Genomic DNA, 16,009 nt, shown 5'->3' with positions numbered 1-16,009 from the left:
GGATTCATCCTCCGCTTGTCGAAGCCTGCGCGAGTGTGGCTGCGACCTTTGCCTCCGACTCGCCATGGAGCGCCCAGAAATCGCGCACCGGGTCGCCTGCCAGCAGCCCCTGAAGCACCGCAAGATGCGAATGCCAGCCGCCGCCGAAATTGGCCATCGGCGCGGGACCGGTGATGCCGCTGTGGGTGAGAACGAGGCGGGTCTTATCAGTCCCTTCGGCGAACAATTCGAACCGGGCGGTGCCCTCCTTGCCATTGTCCCAGCTGATCGCGAAGACGTGCGGCGGATCATATTCCACCACCCGCTCGCGCCCGACCGCGCCTTTCCATTTGGCGTATTTTTCGGGGTACGGCACGTCGTCCGCCGACAGATTGTCATGGTCGAACACCAGTTGGACCTCCTCGCCCGCCCGGGCATCGGTGCCGCCGGCGAACCATTTCCGGCGCAGATCGGCTTCGACCAGGTAGCGCCACACCGTCGTCGGCGGCGCGTCGAGAATACGCTCGATGCGCAATGTGTCGGGGGCGAGGATTTCCAGTGCGGGCATGTTGGGCCTCCGTCAGGCGAGGTTGAGTTGCCACGACACGTCGAAACGGTCGTTGATCCAGGCGAAATTGCTGCTCCAGCCATAATTGCCGGGCGGCATCAGCACACCGCCGCCCTCCGAGAGTGTCGCGAACAGTCGGTCGAACGTCGCGGCGTCGTCGCAATCGAGGAACAAGGACCAGGAGGGCGTGAAGTCGAAGCCGTGGGTGATGAAGCTGTCATGGATCATCACCGGTTGCCCGGCGATGACTGCATGAGCGCGGATGATCGTGCCCTCGGGGCCGGGACCGTCCGGGCCGAAGCGTTCGACCGTATCGATGCGGCTGTCGGGAACATGCTCGATGTAAAAGTCGAGCGCGGCCTGCGCCTTGCCGTGCTGGAACATCAGGAATGGGGTGGCCTTGGTCATTCGCTGTCTCCCTTTGATTCGCGCAACAGCGCTTCGAGCCCGTCGAGCCGCGTGTTCCAGAACGCCGCCCATTGCTGGAGCCACTGGTTCGCTTCGGCGAGCGGGGCGGGGTTTAGCGCGCAGCGGTGCGTGCGCCCGTCGCGGCGGCGGGTGACGAGGCCGGCGCGTTCGAGCACTTGCACGTGCTTCGACGCCCCGGCGAGGGTCATCGCATAGGGCTGGGCCAGTTCGCCGATGCTCTTCTCCCCCTGTGCGAGGGTGGCGAGCATCCCACGCCGCGTGGGATCGGCGAGCGCGTGGAAGGTCATGTCGAGTCGTTCAACCATTTGGTTGAGCTACTCGCGGCCCCTCTGATTGTCAACCGATCGGTTTAGCTTTGTGCGAGCGCGCGGTCCGACACGAACGGGTTGGTCTTGCGCTCCTGACCGAAGCTGCTCGGCTGGCCATGGCCGGGGACGAAGACGGTGTCGTCACCGAGAGGCCATAGCTTGGTGGTGATCGCGTCGAGCAGATCCTGATGATTGCCCATCGGGAAATCGGTGCGGCCGATCGACCCCTGAAAGATCACGTCGCCGACGATGGCGAGCTTCGACGGTGCATGGTGGAACACGACATGGCCCGGCGTGTGGCCGGGGCAGTGATAGACATCGAGGGTCAGTTCGCCAACCGTGACCGTGTCGCCATCGACCAGCCAGCGATCGGGCTCGAACGGCTTGCCGTCGATGCCATAGTTGCGGCCGTCATCGTCGAGTCGGCTGATCCAGAAGCGGTCGGCCTCGTGCGGCCCCTCGATCGGCACGCCGAGTTCGGCGGCAAGCTTCCCCGCCTGACCGCAATGGTCGATATGGCCATGCGTGATCAGCAATTTTTCGATGGTGACGCCATGCTGCTGCGCCGCCGCCTTCAGCCGGTCGAGGTCGCCGCCGGGATCGGTGAGCGCGCCCCGCATGGTGCGGGTGCACCACAGCAGCGTCGAGTTCTGCTGAAGCGGGGTGACGGGCACGATGGCGGCGCGCAGCGGGGGCGTGGACATGGCCCGGAGATAGGCGGCGCGCAGGCAAGCGGCAACAGAGGCTTGCGGGCGGACGTTTAGCGCTTCATGGCCAATGCGATGCTTGTCCAGACACCGTTTGTGCTGCTCGACGATGCCCGACCGGGTGGTGCGGAAGCGCGCCTTTACACCGCGCCGGTGCGGGTGATCGCTGCGCACAGCGCGGACGAGGTCGCCCCGGCGCTGGCCGCGCTCGACGCGGCGCGGGCGGAGGGGCTGCATGCGGCGGGGTATATCGCCTATGAGGCCGGACATGCGCTGGAACCGCGGCTGGCCGGGCTGAGTCGGACTAATGCGGATGCGCCGTTGTTGTGGTTCGGGCTGTTCGAGACGGTCGAGCAGCTAGCGCCCGACGCGATTGCCGCGCGGCTTCCCGATCCGGCGGGCGCATGGGTCGGGCGGCCAGCGCCGCGGATCAGTCGCAGCGACTATGACGCCGCCTTTGCCCGCGTGCATGACTGGATCGAGGCGGGGGACATCTATCAGGCCAATTTGACCTTTCGCGCGGCAGTGCGCGTCGCGGGCGATCCGCTCGCCGTCTATGCCGCGATCCGCTCGCGCGCGGCGGCGGGCTATGGCGGGATTGTGTGGACCGGCAGCGACTGGCTGCTGTCCTTTTCGCCCGAACTGTTCTTCGCGCTCCGCCAGGGCGAATTGATCGCGCGGCCGATGAAGGGCACCACCCCACGCGGTGCGACCCCCGAAGCGGACGAAGCGGCGCGGACGGAACTGGCAAAGGACGACAAGCAGCGCGCCGAAAACCTGATGATCGTCGACCTGATGCGCAACGACCTGACCCGCATCGCCGCACCGGGCAGCGTGTCGGTGCCGGAACTGTTCAAGGTCGAAACCTACCCGACGCTGCACACCATGGTGTCAACCATCGCCGCGAAGCTAGCGCCCGGGATTGGGCCGGGGCAGGCGCTGGCGGCGATCTTTCCATGCGGATCGGTCACCGGCGCGCCGAAAATCCGGGCGATGGAGGTGATCGCGGCGGTCGAGCCCGATGCGCGCGGCACCTATACCGGCTCGATCGGGCGGATCGACCCGGATGGCGATGCCGCGTTCAACGTGGCGATCCGCACACTGCACCTGAAACACGGTGCCGACACGGCGACGATCGGCCTGGGGTCGGGCGTAGTCGCTGATTCGCGCGCTGGCGAGGAATGGGACGAGTGCCTGGCCAAGGGCGCATTCCTGACCCGTGGCCAGCGGCGGTTCGACTTGATCGAGACGATGGCGTTCGATCCGGTTGGTGGCATCGCGCTGCTCGAACGGCACCTGGCACGCATGCGCGCGAGCGCCGAGGCGGTCGGGATTCGCTTCGACCGGCACGGGGTGCGCAACGAGCTGCAGGCGGCGACCTTCCGTCTGCGCCATCCGGCCAAGGTGCGGCTGTTGCTGTCGCCGGAGGGGCGGATCACGATCGGGACCGCGCCGATGCCGGAGGCTCCGACCGATCCGGTAACGGTCGCGCTGGCCCGCCGCCAAGTTGCGCCGCGCGACTTTCGCCTTGGCCACAAGACGACCGACCGTCGGCCGTGGCCGCGCGTCGCCGGGGCGTGGGAGACGGTCTATGTCGATGCTGATGGCTATCTGACCGAGGGCAGCTTCACGTCGCTCTTCGTGCCCCGCGCCGACGGGGTGCTACAGACCCCGCCGCTTAGCCATGGCATCCTTCCCGGCGTGCTGCGCGCCGAGCTGATCGCCAGCGGCCGCGCGGTCGAGGCGGAGCTGCGGCCCGCGGATCTGCGCGACGGATTCCAGCTCGGCAATGCGGTGCGCGGGCTGGTTTCCGCTGTTACGGTTGCGGAAGAGGAACCAGCCGACCTATAGGGCGCGCGATTTCCTTCCCAGAGAGGCGTTCCCCCATGCAGACCTCCGCCGCGCTCAACCGCATCCAGCCTTCCGCCACGCTCGCGATGACGAGCCGTGTGTTCGAGCTGAAGCGTGCCGGCGTCGATGTGATCGGCCTTGGCGCGGGCGAACCCGATTTCGACACGCCCGATTTCGTCAAAGAGGCCGCGATCGAGGCGATCCGCCGCGGCGCGACGAAGTACACCAATGTCGACGGCACGCCCGAACTGAAGGCCGCGATCGTCGCCAAATATGCCCGCGACAACGGCCTGACCTATGCCGAGAACCAGATCAGCGTGAATTCGGGCGGCAAGCACACGCTGTTCAACGCGTTCTGCGCCACGATCGACGCGGGCGACGAGGTGGTGATTCCGGCGCCCTATTGGGTCAGCTACCCCGATGTGGTCGAATTTGCGGGCGGCAAGCCGGTGTTCGTCGCCGCCGGTGCCGACCAGAACTACAAGGTCAAGCCCGAGCAGCTTGAGGCGGCGATCACCGCAAAGACCAAATGGGTCGTGCTCAACTCCCCGTCCAACCCGACCGGCGCGGCCTATAGCGCGGCCGAGCTGAAGGCGCTGGGCGAGGTGCTGGAGCGGCACCCGCATGTCCTGATCTATGCCGACGATATGTACGAGCATATCCTGTATGACGGTTTCGAATTTGCGACGATCGCACAGGTGTGTCCGTCACTGTTCGACCGAACGCTGACTGCGAACGGCGTGTCGAAGGCCTATGCCATGACCGGCTGGCGCATTGGTTACGCGGGCGGTCCGCAATGGCTGATCAAGGCGATGGGCAAGCTGCAGTCGCAATCGACCAGCAACCCGTGCAGCGTGTCGCAGGCCGCATCGGTCGCGGCGCTCAATGGCGATCAGTCGTTCCTGGCCGAACGCAACGCCGCGTTCCAGACGCGTCGCGATCTGGTGGTGTCGATGTTGAACCAGATCAACGGCATGACCTGTCCGCGGCCTGAGGGTGCATTCTACGTCTATCCCGAATTCAGCGCGTTGATCGGCAAGACGACGCCCAGGGGGTTGGTGATCGACAGCGACGAGACGATGGTCGGCTATCTGCTCGACGATGCGCGGGTTGCGGCGGTGCATGGTGCGGCGTTCGGCCTCTCCCCCGCGCTGCGCATCAGCTATGCGACGAGCGAGGCGCTGCTCACCGAGGCGTGCGGACGAATTCAGGAAGCATGCGCCGCTTTGCGGTAGAGTCGGTTCAGCTTCGCACAATTCAAGCCGCAATCTTTTTTCACCGAAGGCTGAAACCTTTTGCGCGGATTTCCCGAATATGAACGGGAAGACCAGCGCAGGTTCAGCACGCGAAAGTTAGTCTTTGCTTGGAATCGGAGGTGGCGCCCCCATCTCCGCGCCACGCAACAAGGATCAAGATGATGACTGCGGCTCTCAAATCGCCGTTCCTCCGCCGTTTCCTGACCGGCTTTTCGCTCGGTGTGGTCGGCATGATCGCGCTACACGCCGATCAGGTGTTGGCGGCACCGCTTTTCTGATGTTGCGCGCGGCCGCTCTTGGCCTCGCAGGCCTTGGCGCTATCGCCTTTGCCAACGTGGCGGGGCTGGTTCCGCCGGTTCTTGCGGTGGGCGGCGAAAAGGCCGTTTCGATCCCCGCCTCTACCACCGATGTCGCGCCCGCGCCGGGCGATCAGGTCGCCGTGCTGGCCGGCGGCTGCTTCTGGGGCATGGAGGCGGTGTTCGAGGGGGTAAAGGGCGTCAAGTCCGTGGTCAGCGGCTATGCGGGCGGCACCCGCGCGACCGCAACCTACGCCCAGGTTTCGACCGAGCGCACGCGCCATGCCGAGGCGATCCGCATCGTCTATGACCCGCGTGTGGTGAGCTATGCGACGCTGCTCCGCATCTATTTTTCGGTCGCGCACGACCCGACCCAGTTGAACCGTCAGGGACCGGATACCGGCCCCAGCTATCGTTCGGCGATTTTCCCGCAAAATGCAGGGCAGGCCCGCGTGGCGCGCGCCTATATCGAACAACTCGGCCGCAGCGGCGCGTATGACGCGCGCATCGTCACCCGGATCGAAAGCGGCGCCTTTTTCGAGGCGGAGGCCGAGCATCAGGACTTTGCCCGCCGCAACCCGAACCATGGCTATATCGTCCGCTGGGACAAGCCCAAGGTGGCGGCATTCCGCGCGGCGTATCCAAGCCTCGCGCGCTAGAGACCCAGTTCCGCCAGCTTTCCCGCCAGTTCCGGAGGCATTGACGCCATGTCGCCGCTGCCCAGATCGACCGGGGCGTCGCTGCCCTCCAGATAGCGCCAGCCCTGATGTGCACGCTTGGGCTGCGGCACGACCTGCACCAGCGCCGGATCGAGCAGGATCGCGCAGCGACCACCCTCGGCTTCGCCAAAGCCCAGGATCGGCGAGCGGGCGACAAGCTGGTGCTTGAGAATCCAGAACAGCGATCCCTCTCCTGCAATCTCCTCATGCCGCTTGGGCAGATAGCGGGTGGTCAGCGCAACCGGACCGGTCACGCCGCGCAGCGTGAGGCGTTCGCGCAGATGCTCGAAACTCGCGGCGCCGAATGCGACTTTGGTCAGATGGAGGGGCATCGCGGCGATCTGGGGGCCGCGCGCCCTCCGGTCAAGCTACCAGCCGACCAGTCCCGACGCGACGGCAAGGCCGAGAAAGGCGAGGAAGCCCATCGAATCGGTGACCATCGTCACGAACACCGATGAGGCGACCGCCGGATCCTGATCCATGCGGTCGAATGCGACCGGAACCAGCACCCCGGCGAGACCCGCGACGAGGATGTTGATGACGATCGCCGCCGCGATCACGCCGCCCAGCGCGGGGTTGGAGAAGACCAGCCCGGCGCCCAGCCCCAGCAGCACCGCGATCGTCCCGCCGTTGAGCAACGCGACCTTGATCTCGCGCTTGACCATCCGCACCGTGTTCGACTGGGTCAGCTGATTGGTGGCGATTGCGCGCACGATCACCGCCATCGTCTGCGTCCCGGCATTGCCGCCGATCGATGCGACGATCGGCATCAGGATCGCGAGCGCGACCATCTGTTCGATCGCGCCGCCGAACACTGCAATGATCGATGATGCCACCAGTGCCGTGAACAGATTGGCGATCAGCCAGCGGACGCGCGCGATATAGGTGTCGCGGATCGGTTCGTTGATGTCGCCATCGCCCGCGCCCGACAGCAGCAGCGCGTCCTCGCCCGCTTCCTCGGAAATGATGTGGACGATATCGTCCACCGTGATGACACCGACCAGCCGCCCGGAATCGTCGGTCACGGCGGCGGAGATCAGGGCGTATTTCTGGAAGATCAGCGCGACTTCCTCCTGATCCATGTCGACCGGGATCAGCGTCTGTTCGCGCTTCATCACATCGGCCATCGACACCGATCGCGGGGTGCGCAGGACCCATGACAAGGCGCAGGTGCCGACCGGGTGATGCGCGGGATCGACGACGAAGATTTCCCAGAAATCGGTCGCCAGTTCCTCTTCGCCGCGCAAATAATCGAGCACGTCGCCGACCGTCCAATGCTCGGGCACCGCGATCAGCTCGCGCTGCATCAGGCGGCCGGCGGATTCCTCGGGGTAGGACAGCGCCTCTTCGATCGCGGCGCGATCATCGGGGTCGAGCGCGCGGAGGACGGCGCGCTGGTCCTCCTCCTCCATGTCCTCGATGATCGCGACGGCGTCGTCGGTGTCGAGCTCGGCGGCGATGTCGGCGACTTCGTGCGGCTCGAGCGCCTCGATCAGCGCCTCGCGCACCCAATCGTTCATCTCGGCGAGCACGTCGCCGTCGATCAGGCCGGCGATTGCCGCGGCGAGTGCCTGGCGTTGGTCGGTCGGTGTCAGCTCGACCAGGTCGGCGATGTCGGCGGGGTGAAGCGGCTCCACCCGTTCGCGCACCGCCTCGACCTCGCCTGCTTCGACCAGGTCGAGGACGGTCCGCACGAAGTCGGGCGAGAGGCTGTCCTGCGCGTCGTGCGTCGACTCGGCGGTGCCGGTCGCGGTTTCGGTCTCGTCGTTCATCGAGCCTCCTCCGACTGCGCTGCCTGCCCCCCTCTAACGCGCTCGAATCGTGCTGCCAATCCGCCGTCTCGATGGCGCGATTTGCAACCCGCCCCGTCGCGCCCTAGGGGGGACCCAGATTGTTTCCCTTCTGGAGTATCCGTTTCGATGTCCGATCTTCCGACGCGCCTTATCATGACGCTCGACGCCGGCGACGTTCATATCCAGCTGCGCCCCGACCTGGCGCCCAAGCATGTCGAGCGGATCGTCAAGCTGGCCGATAGCGGCTTCTATGACGGCGTCGTGTTCCACCGCGTCATCGACGGCTTCATGGCTCAGGGCGGCGATCCGACCGGAACCGGCATGAGCGGGTCGAAGGAGCCTAACCTTCCCGCCGAGTTCAGCCGCGAGCCGCATGTGCGCGGCGCCTGCTCGATGGCGCGCACCAACGATCCGAACAGTGCCAATTCGCAGTTCTTCATCTGCCTCGACGATGCAACCTTCCTCGACGGCCAGTACACCGTATGGGGCATGGTGACCGAGGGCATGGAGCATGTCGACGCGCTGCCCAAGGGTGAGCCGCCGCGTGAGCCGGGCAAGATCGTCAAGGCACGCAGCGAAGCGTAGTTTTTTCGGGTCACGCCGAAGCGGTGCCGCCACCGCACCTGAGCGTTCAGACCAAGTTCAACGCGGAACCGGCAGGGGCGGGACATGTTTGGCAATTCCATGATGTTTCGCTCCTTCGCGGCTGTGGCCGCAATCACCCTCCCGCTCGCCGTGCCCGCCGCCGCGCAGCAGGGCACGCTCGCACAGGTGCAACAGCATCTGCGCGCCACCCAGACGATGACGGCCGCGTTCAGCCAGACCGACCGGTCCGGCAAGACGCTGAACGGCACGATGACGCTCAAGAAGCCGGGCAAGATCCGGTTTCAGTATGAAAAGGGCGTGCCGCTGCTGATCGTCGCCGATGGCAGTTCTTTGTGGTTCATCGACTATTCGGTGCGACAGGTGCAGCGCTGGCCGGTGAAGGATTCGCCGCTCGGCATCCTGATGAACCCGGACGGCAATGTCGCGCGCTATGCCAAGGTGGTTCCGACCGGCAATCCGAATGTCGTCAGCGTCGAAGCGCATGACCCCAAGCGCCCCGAATATGGCCGCATCACCATGGTGTTCGCGCGCAATGCGTCGGCCCCCGGCGGGCTGATGCTTCAGGGCTGGGTCGCGCTGGATTCGCAGAACAACCGCACCACCGTCCGCCTGTCGAGCCAGCGTTTCAATGCGCCGGTCAGCGACGGATCGTTCCGCTGGAACGACCCGCGGAAAACCGGCGGACGCCGCTGACATTCGCGTTCATGTTGGTGACAGCTTTGAGTCGCTAAACCGGATCTTGCGGACGGGGCCTCGGGATTTTTCCCCCTGTTGCCTGAGGCACATCCCGTCCCGCCTGCGTGACGAACGCCAGGTCGGCCCTCGCTCCATGCCCCCGGAGCGGGGGCCTTTTGGTTTGTGTGTGCGCCGCTGTCGCGGCGGTGCGGCACCAGCCCGCTCCCCCACCCGGCCACCCATAGAATACTGGCGTAGGGCGCCCGGCTGGCGGAGCGGGCTGGCGCCGCACGCTCAACCTTGGGCTGGCATCGGCGCAGGATCGCCCCTAGATCACCCGCGATGAAGATCGCCTCCTGGAACATCAACTCCGTCCGATTCCGCATGGAGATCGTCGAGCGCTTTCTGCGTGAGGAAGCGCCGGACGTGCTGTGCCTTCAGGAAACCAAGGTGATCGATGGCGATTTCCCGCATGGCCCCCTGCGCGCGTTGGGGTACGAGCATATCGTCATCCACGGCCAGCGCATGCACCACGGCGTCGCGATCGTCAGCAAGGTGCCATTGGTCGAGGACGACCGGCTCGACTGGCAGGCGAATGGCGAGGCGCGGCACGTGGGCGTGCGGCTGCCCAATGGCGTGCGGCTCGAGAATGTCTATGTCCCGGCCGGCGGCGACATTCCCGACCGCGAGAAGAACCCCAAATTCGGACAGAAGCTCGATTTCGTCGAGCGGATGACGCGCTGGTCGGAGGGGCTGGGCAGCCTGCCGGTCATCGTGACCGGCGATTTCAACATCGCCCCGCTCGAATGCGATGTGTGGAGCCACAAACAGCTGCTCGACGTGGTCAGCCACACGCCGATCGAGGTCGAGGCGCTAGGGCGGCTGCAGGCGGCGAATGACTGGGTCGATCTTGGCCGCCGCTTCATTCCTGCGCCCGAGCGCTGCTTCACCTGGTGGAGCTACCGCGCGAAGGACTGGGCGGCGTCGGACCGCGGGCGGCGGCTCGACCATATGTGGGCCAGCAGCGAAGTCGCGGCACAGGCGACCGCGCATCGCGTGTGCGAACCGTGCCGCGGCTGGCTCAAGCCGTCGGACCATGTCCCGATCGTCACCGAGTTCGCCTTTTGAGCGCCCCCGCGCCCGATCCCCGCGCAGCGGCTCGCGCGGTCGACGCGATGCGACGCGGTTGGCCATTTGCGATCCGCGGGGCCAGCGGCGCGCTATCGCTGCTCGCCGTCGAGACCGCTGACGCTGCGCGGCTCGCCGAGTTCGATCCCGGCATGGCCGCACCGTTGCTGATTACCTCGGGCCGCGCGGTGACGCTGAAGCTTGCCAATCAGGCCGCCGCCGCCGTTCCGGATTCGCCGGTGATGATCGCGCGCCGCCCCTGGCTCGATTTCGACGCTGCGGTCGCGCTGTCGGATCCGCAGCTGGATCTGCGCGTCCCTCTGAAAGGGCCATATCGCGCGGTCCCCGCAATGGCACCCGAGGCGGCGGCGGCGGCGCTGCGGCTGGCGCGGATTGCCGGTTTGCTCCCGGCCTTTTTCGTGCGGGGGGAGGAACTGGGTTACCGGATCGACGCGGCGATCACGCCGGCTGATATCCAGGCGCATGAAGATCCTGCGCGCTTGCGGCTGGTGACACGCGCCCGACTCCCCGTGGTTGGCGCGGAAAATGCCGAGATCGTGGCATTTCGTAGCCCGGAGTCCCCGGACGAGCATATCGCGCTGTTGATCGGTCAACCCGACGGCACTCCGCCGCTGGTGCGGCTGCACAGCGAATGCCTGACCGGCGATGTGCTGGGCAGCCTGAAATGCGATTGCGGACCACAGCTGCACGCCGCGATTCGTGCGATTGCGGATAACGGCTGGGGCATCCTGCTCTATCTGCGCCAGGAGGGGCGGGGGATCGGGCTGATCAACAAGCTGCGCGCCTATGCCCTGCAGGATCAGGGATTCGATACGGTCGACGCCAATACCCGATTGGGTTTTGCGGTGGATGCGCGCGATTTTGGCGTGGCGGCGCGGATGCTGACCCAATTGGGGCAGACGCAGGTGCGTCTGCTCACCAATAACCCCGCCAAGGTCGCCGGACTTGAGGCCGCCGGGGTGACCGTGGCGGAACGGGTCGCACATCACCTCCCGCCCAATCCGCACAATGCCGCCTATCTCGCGACCAAGCGTGACCGCACGGGGCACCAGCTTTAGTTCGGCCAGTCCGCGGTTAGCGCGTCGAAGCACTGTTGCTACCGCCACCTCTGTTGAGCCCGCCCGTGCACATAGCGGCGCAGACGACAGCATTGCCTATTGTGTGAGCACAGCACCTTGTCGCCTAAAAATTAGGCAGTGTTTCGCATCTGCACAATTTTTTACCTTTCGGTAACGATCCGGCGGAGCTGAATCCCCGGAATCCAGCCTTTTCCGACTCTGGCACGACCTTTGCTGAATGCTTCCCCGGGTCAAATGCGAAAAGGGGGCGGAATGAAACTCGTCATCGCCATCATCAAGCCGTTCAAGCTCGATGACGTCCGGGAGGCGCTCACGGAGTTGGGCGTCGCGGGCATGACCGTGACCGAGGTTAAGGGGTTCGGACGGCAAAAGGGCCAGACCGAAATCTACCGCGGCGCGGAATACAGCACCAACATGGTGCCCAAGCTCAAAATCGAAGTGGTCTGTGCCAGCGACCTGGCGGGCCGGGTGGTCGAGGCAATTCAGGCTGCGGCGAACACCGGCGCGATCGGGGACGGCAAGATCTTCGTGCTCGACGTCGGTCAGGCCGTGCGCATCCGCACCGGCGAAACCGACCAGACCGCGCTGTAACAAGGGGGTATCGATGAAAACTGCACTCAAACTGGCTGCAGGCGCGGGAGCCGCGCTGTTCGCGGCATTGCCCGCCTGGGCCCAGGACGCGGCCGCGGCCGCGCCCGCCGCACCCTTCACGCCCACGGCCGAGATGGTCAACAAGGGCGATGTCGCGTGGATGATCGTTGCCACAGCATTGGTGCTGATGATGTCGGTGCCTGCTCTGGCGCTGTTCTACGGCGGCCTGGTCCGCACCAAGAACATGCTGTCGGTGCTGATGCAGGTGCTGACGATCGTCTGCGTCGCCGCGCTGGTCTGGTTCGCCTGGGGCTATTCGATGGCCTTCACCAATGGCGGCGACCTCAACAAATATGTCGGCGGCTTCTCCAAGGTGTTCCTTGCGGGCGTCGATCCGACGACGTTCGCCGCGACCTTCTCGAACGGGGTCTACCTCCCCGAACTGGTGTTCGTAATGTTCCAGATGACCTTTGCCTGCATCACGCCGGCGCTGATCGTCGGTGCATTCGCGGAGCGCGTGAAGTTCACCCCGCTGATCCTCTTCGTGGTCGCGTGGCTGACGCTCGCCTATTTCCCGATCGCACATCAGGTCTGGTACTGGGCTGGCCCGGACTTCCTGCACGCTGCGCCGGATGACACCGGTCTGCTGTGGAGCTGGGGCGCGCTCGACTTCGCGGGCGGCACCGTGGTTCACATCAATGCGGGCATTGCCGGCCTGATCGGCTGCATCGTGATCGGCCCGCGTATCGGCTACAAGAGCGAACCGATGCCTCCGCACAATCTGGTGATGACCATGATCGGCGCGTCGCTGCTGTGGATCGGCTGGTTCGGGTTCAATGCCGGCTCGGGTCTTGAAGCCAACGCGTTCGGTGCGCTTGCCTTCGTCAACACCTTCGTCGCCACTGCGGCTGCAGGCGTGGCCTGGGCAGTGATCGAGCAGATCGTGCACAAGAAGCCGTCGCTGCTCGGCGCAGCATCGGGTGTCGTCGCCGGTCTGGTCGCGATCACCCCGGCGGCGGGCTTCTCCCACCCCGGCACTGCGATCATCCTGGGCGCAGTCGCCTCGCTGGTCTGCTTCTTCTTCGTCACCACGGTGAAGAACGCGCTGAAGTATGACGACACGCTCGACGTCTTCGGCATCCACGCGGTCGGCGGCATCATCGGTGCGATCGGCACCGGCATCGTCGCCGACCCGGCGCTGGGCGGTCAGGGCTGGATCGACTATACCGCTCCGGTCGCTACTGCAGGTGCGTATGACATGGCTGCCCAGGTCATCACGCAGCTCAAGGCAGTTGGCTGGACCATCGCATGGAGCGGCGTCGTCAGCGCGGTGCTGTTCCTCGCGCTCAAGTACACGATCGGCCTGCGCCCGAAGGCGGAAGTCGAGGTCGAGGGTCTCGATCTCAACGCCCATGGCGAACGCGCCTACAACTACTGACGAAATCGGGCCGCACCCCTTGTGGTGCGGCCCCACAGGGGTTCCTCCTGCGGACGACTGGGCCGGTGCGAAAGCGCCGGCCCGTTTTTTTATGCGAGGTCCGCCTTCACGAAATCGGCGCAACGCTCGCCGATCATGACACTTGGCGCATTGGTATTGCCGCCGATCAGGCGCGGCATGATCGAGGCGTCGGCGACATACAGCCCCTCGACCCCGCGCACGCGCAGCTGCGGATCGCACACTGCGGCATCGTCGGGCCCCATCCGCGCCGTACCGACCGGGTGATAGATGGTGTCGGCGCGCGCGCGGATCAGCCGCTCCAGCGTCGCATCGTCGTCGAACGGGTAGCGGTCCTTGCCCGCGAACGTGGCGAGCGGCTCCTGCTCCAGAATCCGGTACATCATGTGCGTGCCCTTGATGAGCAGCTCCAGGTCGCGCGGGTCGGACAGGAATTGCGGATCGATCAGCGGCGCGGCGCGCGGATCGGGCGACTTCAGGCGCACCGTCCCCCGGCTTTCGGGACGCAGGACACAGGCATGGCAGCTGAACCCATGCGCCTTCACCTTCGCGCGGCCATGATCCTCGACAATCGCGATCAGGAAATGGAGCTGGATGTCGGGCACCTCCAGCGCGGGATCGCTTTTCAGGAACGCGCCGCCCTCGGCATAGGGTGATGTCATCATGCCGCTGCGGCTGCGGAACCAGCGCCACATGCCGCCGAGCCCCGCCAGCGATCCGCGCATCGATCGGCCGAGAAAGTCGTAACCCGGGGTTTCGAACGCGGCGACATAATCGAGATGGTCCTGCAAATTGCCGCCCACCTCGGGCCGGTCGATGCGGACCTGAAGCCCCATTTCCTTGAGATGCGCGGCCGGGCCGATGCCCGACAGCATCAGCGTCTGGGGTGTGCCGAACACGCCGCCCGCCATCACCACGGCGCGGCGCGCGCGGATCATCCTGGTCTGGCCGCCGCGCGAGTAGGCGACGCCCCACACGCGGCCCTCCTCGAACAGCACGCGCTCGACCGTCGCGTCGCAGATGATTTCGAGGTTCGCGCGTTCCTTCAGATAGCCGCGCGCCGCAGTCCAGCGTTCGCCATCCTTTTGCGTCACCTGATAGACGCCGATCCCCTCCTGCCGCGCGCCGTTGAAATCGTCGTTGCGCGGGATCTGCAGCGCGGCACCCGCCTCGATGAACGCGCGCGTGCCGGGGTGGACGAAGGTCTGGTCGCTGACATGCAGCGGGCCGTCGGCGCCGTGGAAATCGTCCGCGCCGTGTTCGTTGGCCTCGCTGCGCCTGAACACGGGCAGGACATCGTCCCAGCCCCAACCGGGACAGCCGAGCCGCGCCCAATTGTCATAGTCCCACGGCACCCCGCGGATGTAGAGCATCGCATTGATCGCGCTCGATCCGCCCAAGCCCCGTCCGCGCGGCTGGTATCCGCGACGGCCGTCAAGGCCCGGCTGTGGCACCGTTTCATAGGCGTAGTTGGTTGCGGGCGTTTGCATCGCGATGCCGCCGGGCATCAATGTACGGAAACTGGTATTCCGCCCGCCCGCCTCCAGAACGGCGACGCTGTATTTGCCGTCTTCGCTCAGCCGGCCTGCTGCGGCGCTGCCTCCGGATCCGGCGCCGATGACGACGATGTCGGCCTCTTCCATTGATTCCCCGCCTTTTCCCGCGCCTCCCAGCGCGCCTTGATCGTCTCGGATGTATCGCGACTACCGTCATGGCTCCAGCCGGGCGGTGCGATCATGTACATGAGGCGCGCGTGCCAGCTCGGGGCAGCCCACACGTCCTGCGCTATCCCCCACCATTCGTGGAACGCCGCGCGGATCAGGTTGAAGTCGGGCAGGTTCTTGACGATGCCATAGCGCGGCCGGTCGTCATCGCGCTCCGCCTCGAACGTCCCGAACATGCGGTCCCAGATGATGAACACGCCGGCATAATTCTTGTCGAGATAGCGCGGGTTGGTCGCGTGGTGGACGCGGTGGTGCGACGGGGTGTTCATCACCGCCTCGAACCAGCGCGGCATGCGCCCGATCGCCTCGGTATGGATCCAGAATTGGTAGACGAGGTTCAGGCCCGCGACGAAGAACACCATCGCGGGCGGAAAGCCGATCAGGAACAGCGGCAGGCGGAAGATGAAGCCCAGACTGAAGAATCCGGTCCAGGTCTGCCGCAGCGCGGTCGACAGATTATAATGCTGGCTGCTGTGGTGGATGACATGGCTCGCCCAGAACCAGCGGACGCGATGCGCCGAGCGGTGGAAGACATAATAGGCCAGATCGTCCAGCACGAAGGCGAGGAGGAACCAATACCAGGCATAGCCGATGTCGAAGAGGCGGAACTGGTGGACCCACACTGCCATGGCGAACACAAAGCCGCCCGCCAGCACGCCCGCGATCGTGCTGCCGAACCCCAGCATCAGCGAGGTCAATGTGTCGCGCGGGCAATAGCGGCTGCGATCCTTCAGCCGCGCGACCAGCATCTCCGCCAGCACGAGCAGGACGAAGGCCGGGACGGCTAGGTCGACCGGGTTCGGCAGGTTGGGCATCCACGCTC

17 protein-coding genes are annotated in these 16,009 nt (G+C 65.8%); 9 read left to right on the top strand and 8 right to left on the bottom strand.

What is annotated here, in order from left to right; all coding sequences use genetic code 11:
* Nucleotides 1-4: 4 nt before the first annotated feature.
* The 4 genes from ACRYLO_RS15365 to ACRYLO_RS15350 are packed head-to-tail and all read right to left on the bottom strand — an operon-like array spanning nt 5 to nt 1,988.
* Nucleotides 5-547 (bottom strand): SRPBCC family protein, encoded by a 543-nt coding sequence (locus tag ACRYLO_RS15365; protein ID WP_482660959.1) that lies wholly within the window; start codon nt 545-547, stop codon nt 5-7.
* 12 nt (nt 548-559) lie between these two features.
* Complete coding sequence (locus ACRYLO_RS15360; RefSeq protein WP_482660958.1) at nt 560-955, bottom strand: VOC family protein; 396 nt, start codon at nt 953-955, stop codon at nt 560-562.
* Nucleotides 952-1,281, bottom strand: coding sequence for an ArsR/SmtB family transcription factor (locus ACRYLO_RS15355; RefSeq protein ID WP_482660957.1), 330 nt, complete (start codon nt 1,279-1,281; stop codon nt 952-954). The genes ACRYLO_RS15360 and ACRYLO_RS15355 overlap by 4 nt, the downstream gene beginning before the upstream one ends.
* Nucleotides 1,282-1,325: 44 nt before the next feature.
* Nucleotides 1,326-1,988: an MBL fold metallo-hydrolase gene (locus ACRYLO_RS15350; protein WP_482660956.1), complete on the bottom strand. Its 663-nt coding sequence runs from the start codon at nt 1,986-1,988 to the stop codon at nt 1,326-1,328.
* Between the two features lie 78 nt (nt 1,989-2,066).
* Here ACRYLO_RS15350 and pabB point away from each other — a divergent pair, with 78 nt between their 5' ends.
* From pabB to msrA, 3 genes are all read left to right on the top strand, one after another.
* The gene (gene pabB / locus ACRYLO_RS15345; RefSeq protein WP_482660955.1) at nt 2,067-3,842 is read left to right on the top strand and encodes an aminodeoxychorismate synthase component I; all 1,776 of its coding nucleotides are present in this window, start codon (nt 2,067-2,069) and stop codon (nt 3,840-3,842) included.
* Nucleotides 3,843-3,877: 35 nt separating this feature from the next.
* Complete coding sequence (locus tag ACRYLO_RS15340) at nt 3,878-5,077, top strand: pyridoxal phosphate-dependent aminotransferase (protein WP_482660954.1); 1,200 nt, start codon at nt 3,878-3,880, stop codon at nt 5,075-5,077.
* Nucleotides 5,078-5,375: 298 nt separating this feature from the next.
* A complete protein-coding gene (gene msrA / locus ACRYLO_RS15335) occupies nt 5,376-6,053 on the top strand; it encodes a peptide-methionine (S)-S-oxide reductase MsrA (RefSeq protein ID WP_482660953.1) in 678 nt (225 codons plus the stop codon).
* On the opposite strand, the gene ACRYLO_RS15330 is transcribed toward msrA, so the two are convergent.
* Nucleotides 6,050-6,445, bottom strand: coding sequence for a DUF1489 family protein (locus ACRYLO_RS15330; protein WP_482660952.1), 396 nt, complete (start codon nt 6,443-6,445; stop codon nt 6,050-6,052). The genes msrA and ACRYLO_RS15330 overlap by 4 nt on opposite strands.
* Nucleotides 6,446-6,481: 36 nt before the next feature.
* Nucleotides 6,482-7,885 (bottom strand): magnesium transporter, encoded by a 1,404-nt coding sequence (mgtE, locus tag ACRYLO_RS15325; RefSeq protein WP_482660951.1) that lies wholly within the window; start codon nt 7,883-7,885, stop codon nt 6,482-6,484.
* A gap of 147 nt (nt 7,886-8,032) precedes the next feature.
* On the opposite strand from mgtE, the gene ACRYLO_RS15320 reads away from it, so the two are divergent.
* The 6 genes from ACRYLO_RS15320 to ACRYLO_RS15295 all read left to right on the top strand — a co-directional run bounded on the left by ACRYLO_RS15320 (nt 8,033) and on the right by ACRYLO_RS15295 (nt 13,444).
* Entirely contained in the window at nt 8,033-8,491 is a 459-nt protein-coding gene (locus tag ACRYLO_RS15320) for a peptidylprolyl isomerase (protein WP_482660950.1), read from the top strand.
* Between the two features lie 99 nt (nt 8,492-8,590).
* A complete protein-coding gene (locus ACRYLO_RS15315; RefSeq protein ID WP_482661757.1) occupies nt 8,591-9,205 on the top strand; it encodes a LolA family protein in 615 nt (204 codons plus the stop codon).
* A 324-nt stretch (nt 9,206-9,529) separates the two neighbouring features.
* Nucleotides 9,530-10,315 carry an exodeoxyribonuclease III gene (locus tag ACRYLO_RS15310; RefSeq protein ID WP_482660949.1) on the top strand — a complete coding sequence of 262 codons (786 nt, stop codon included), beginning with the start codon at nt 9,530-9,532 and terminating at the stop codon, nt 10,313-10,315.
* 47 nt (nt 10,316-10,362) lie between these two features.
* Nucleotides 10,363-11,394 carry a GTP cyclohydrolase II gene (ribA, locus tag ACRYLO_RS15305; RefSeq protein WP_482660948.1) on the top strand — a complete coding sequence of 344 codons (1,032 nt, stop codon included), beginning with the start codon at nt 10,363-10,365 and terminating at the stop codon, nt 11,392-11,394.
* Between the two features lie 273 nt (nt 11,395-11,667).
* The gene (locus tag ACRYLO_RS15300) at nt 11,668-12,006 is read left to right on the top strand and encodes a P-II family nitrogen regulator (protein ID WP_294015687.1); all 339 of its coding nucleotides are present in this window, start codon (nt 11,668-11,670) and stop codon (nt 12,004-12,006) included.
* Nucleotides 12,007-12,019: 13 nt separating this feature from the next.
* On the top strand, nt 12,020-13,444 hold the full coding sequence (locus ACRYLO_RS15295) for an ammonium transporter (RefSeq protein WP_482660947.1): 1,425 nt from the start codon (nt 12,020-12,022) through the stop codon (nt 13,442-13,444).
* Nucleotides 13,445-13,533: 89 nt separating this feature from the next.
* Here the strand turns inward: ACRYLO_RS15295 and ACRYLO_RS15290 are convergent, their stop codons facing one another.
* Together ACRYLO_RS15290 and ACRYLO_RS15285 are read right to left on the bottom strand one after the other, a co-directional pair.
* Entirely contained in the window at nt 13,534-15,105 is a 1,572-nt protein-coding gene (locus ACRYLO_RS15290) for a GMC family oxidoreductase (protein WP_482660946.1), read from the bottom strand.
* Nucleotides 15,039-16,001: a sterol desaturase family protein gene (locus tag ACRYLO_RS15285; RefSeq protein ID WP_482660945.1), complete on the bottom strand. Its 963-nt coding sequence runs from the start codon at nt 15,999-16,001 to the stop codon at nt 15,039-15,041. Before ACRYLO_RS15285 ends, ACRYLO_RS15290 begins: the two co-directional genes overlap by 67 nt.
* Between the last annotated feature and the right edge of the window lie 8 nt (nt 16,002-16,009).

It is taken from the genome of Sphingomonas sp. SDUR79 (assembly GCF_056821745.1).
The sequence above is the reverse complement of the archived record's forward strand: the minus strand, read 5'-3'. Positions and strand labels throughout refer to the sequence as shown.

Excerpts from the sequence above, each read along its gene's own strand:
- ACRYLO_RS15365 (WP_482660959.1), bottom strand. The coding sequence starts at position 547 with ATGCCCGCACTGGAAATCCTCGCCCCCGACACATTGCGCATCGAGCGT.
- ACRYLO_RS15360 (WP_482660958.1), bottom strand. The coding sequence starts at position 955 with ATGACCAAGGCCACCCCATTCCTGATGTTCCAGCACGGCAAGGCGCAG.
- ACRYLO_RS15355 (WP_482660957.1), bottom strand. The coding sequence starts at position 1,281 with ATGGTTGAACGACTCGACATGACCTTCCACGCGCTCGCCGATCCCACG.
- ACRYLO_RS15350 (WP_482660956.1), bottom strand. The coding sequence starts at position 1,988 with ATGTCCACGCCCCCGCTGCGCGCCGCCATCGTGCCCGTCACCCCGCTT.
- pabB (WP_482660955.1), top strand. The coding sequence starts at position 2,067 with ATGCTTGTCCAGACACCGTTTGTGCTGCTCGACGATGCCCGACCGGGT.
- ACRYLO_RS15340 (WP_482660954.1), top strand. The coding sequence starts at position 3,878 with ATGCAGACCTCCGCCGCGCTCAACCGCATCCAGCCTTCCGCCACGCTC.
- msrA (WP_482660953.1), top strand. The coding sequence starts at position 5,376 with ATGTTGCGCGCGGCCGCTCTTGGCCTCGCAGGCCTTGGCGCTATCGCC.
- ACRYLO_RS15330 (WP_482660952.1), bottom strand. The coding sequence starts at position 6,445 with ATGCCCCTCCATCTGACCAAAGTCGCATTCGGCGCCGCGAGTTTCGAG.
- mgtE (WP_482660951.1), bottom strand. The coding sequence starts at position 7,885 with ATGAACGACGAGACCGAAACCGCGACCGGCACCGCCGAGTCGACGCAC.
- ACRYLO_RS15320 (WP_482660950.1), top strand. The coding sequence starts at position 8,033 with ATGTCCGATCTTCCGACGCGCCTTATCATGACGCTCGACGCCGGCGAC.
- ACRYLO_RS15315 (WP_482661757.1), top strand. The coding sequence starts at position 8,591 with ATGATGTTTCGCTCCTTCGCGGCTGTGGCCGCAATCACCCTCCCGCTC.
- ACRYLO_RS15310 (WP_482660949.1), top strand. The coding sequence starts at position 9,530 with ATGAAGATCGCCTCCTGGAACATCAACTCCGTCCGATTCCGCATGGAG.
- ribA (WP_482660948.1), top strand. The coding sequence starts at position 10,363 with ATGCGACGCGGTTGGCCATTTGCGATCCGCGGGGCCAGCGGCGCGCTA.
- ACRYLO_RS15300 (WP_294015687.1), top strand. The coding sequence starts at position 11,668 with ATGAAACTCGTCATCGCCATCATCAAGCCGTTCAAGCTCGATGACGTC.
- ACRYLO_RS15295 (WP_482660947.1), top strand. The coding sequence starts at position 12,020 with ATGAAAACTGCACTCAAACTGGCTGCAGGCGCGGGAGCCGCGCTGTTC.
- ACRYLO_RS15290 (WP_482660946.1), bottom strand. The coding sequence starts at position 15,105 with ATGGAAGAGGCCGACATCGTCGTCATCGGCGCCGGATCCGGAGGCAGC.
- ACRYLO_RS15285 (WP_482660945.1), bottom strand. The coding sequence starts at position 16,001 with ATGCCCAACCTGCCGAACCCGGTCGACCTAGCCGTCCCGGCCTTCGTC.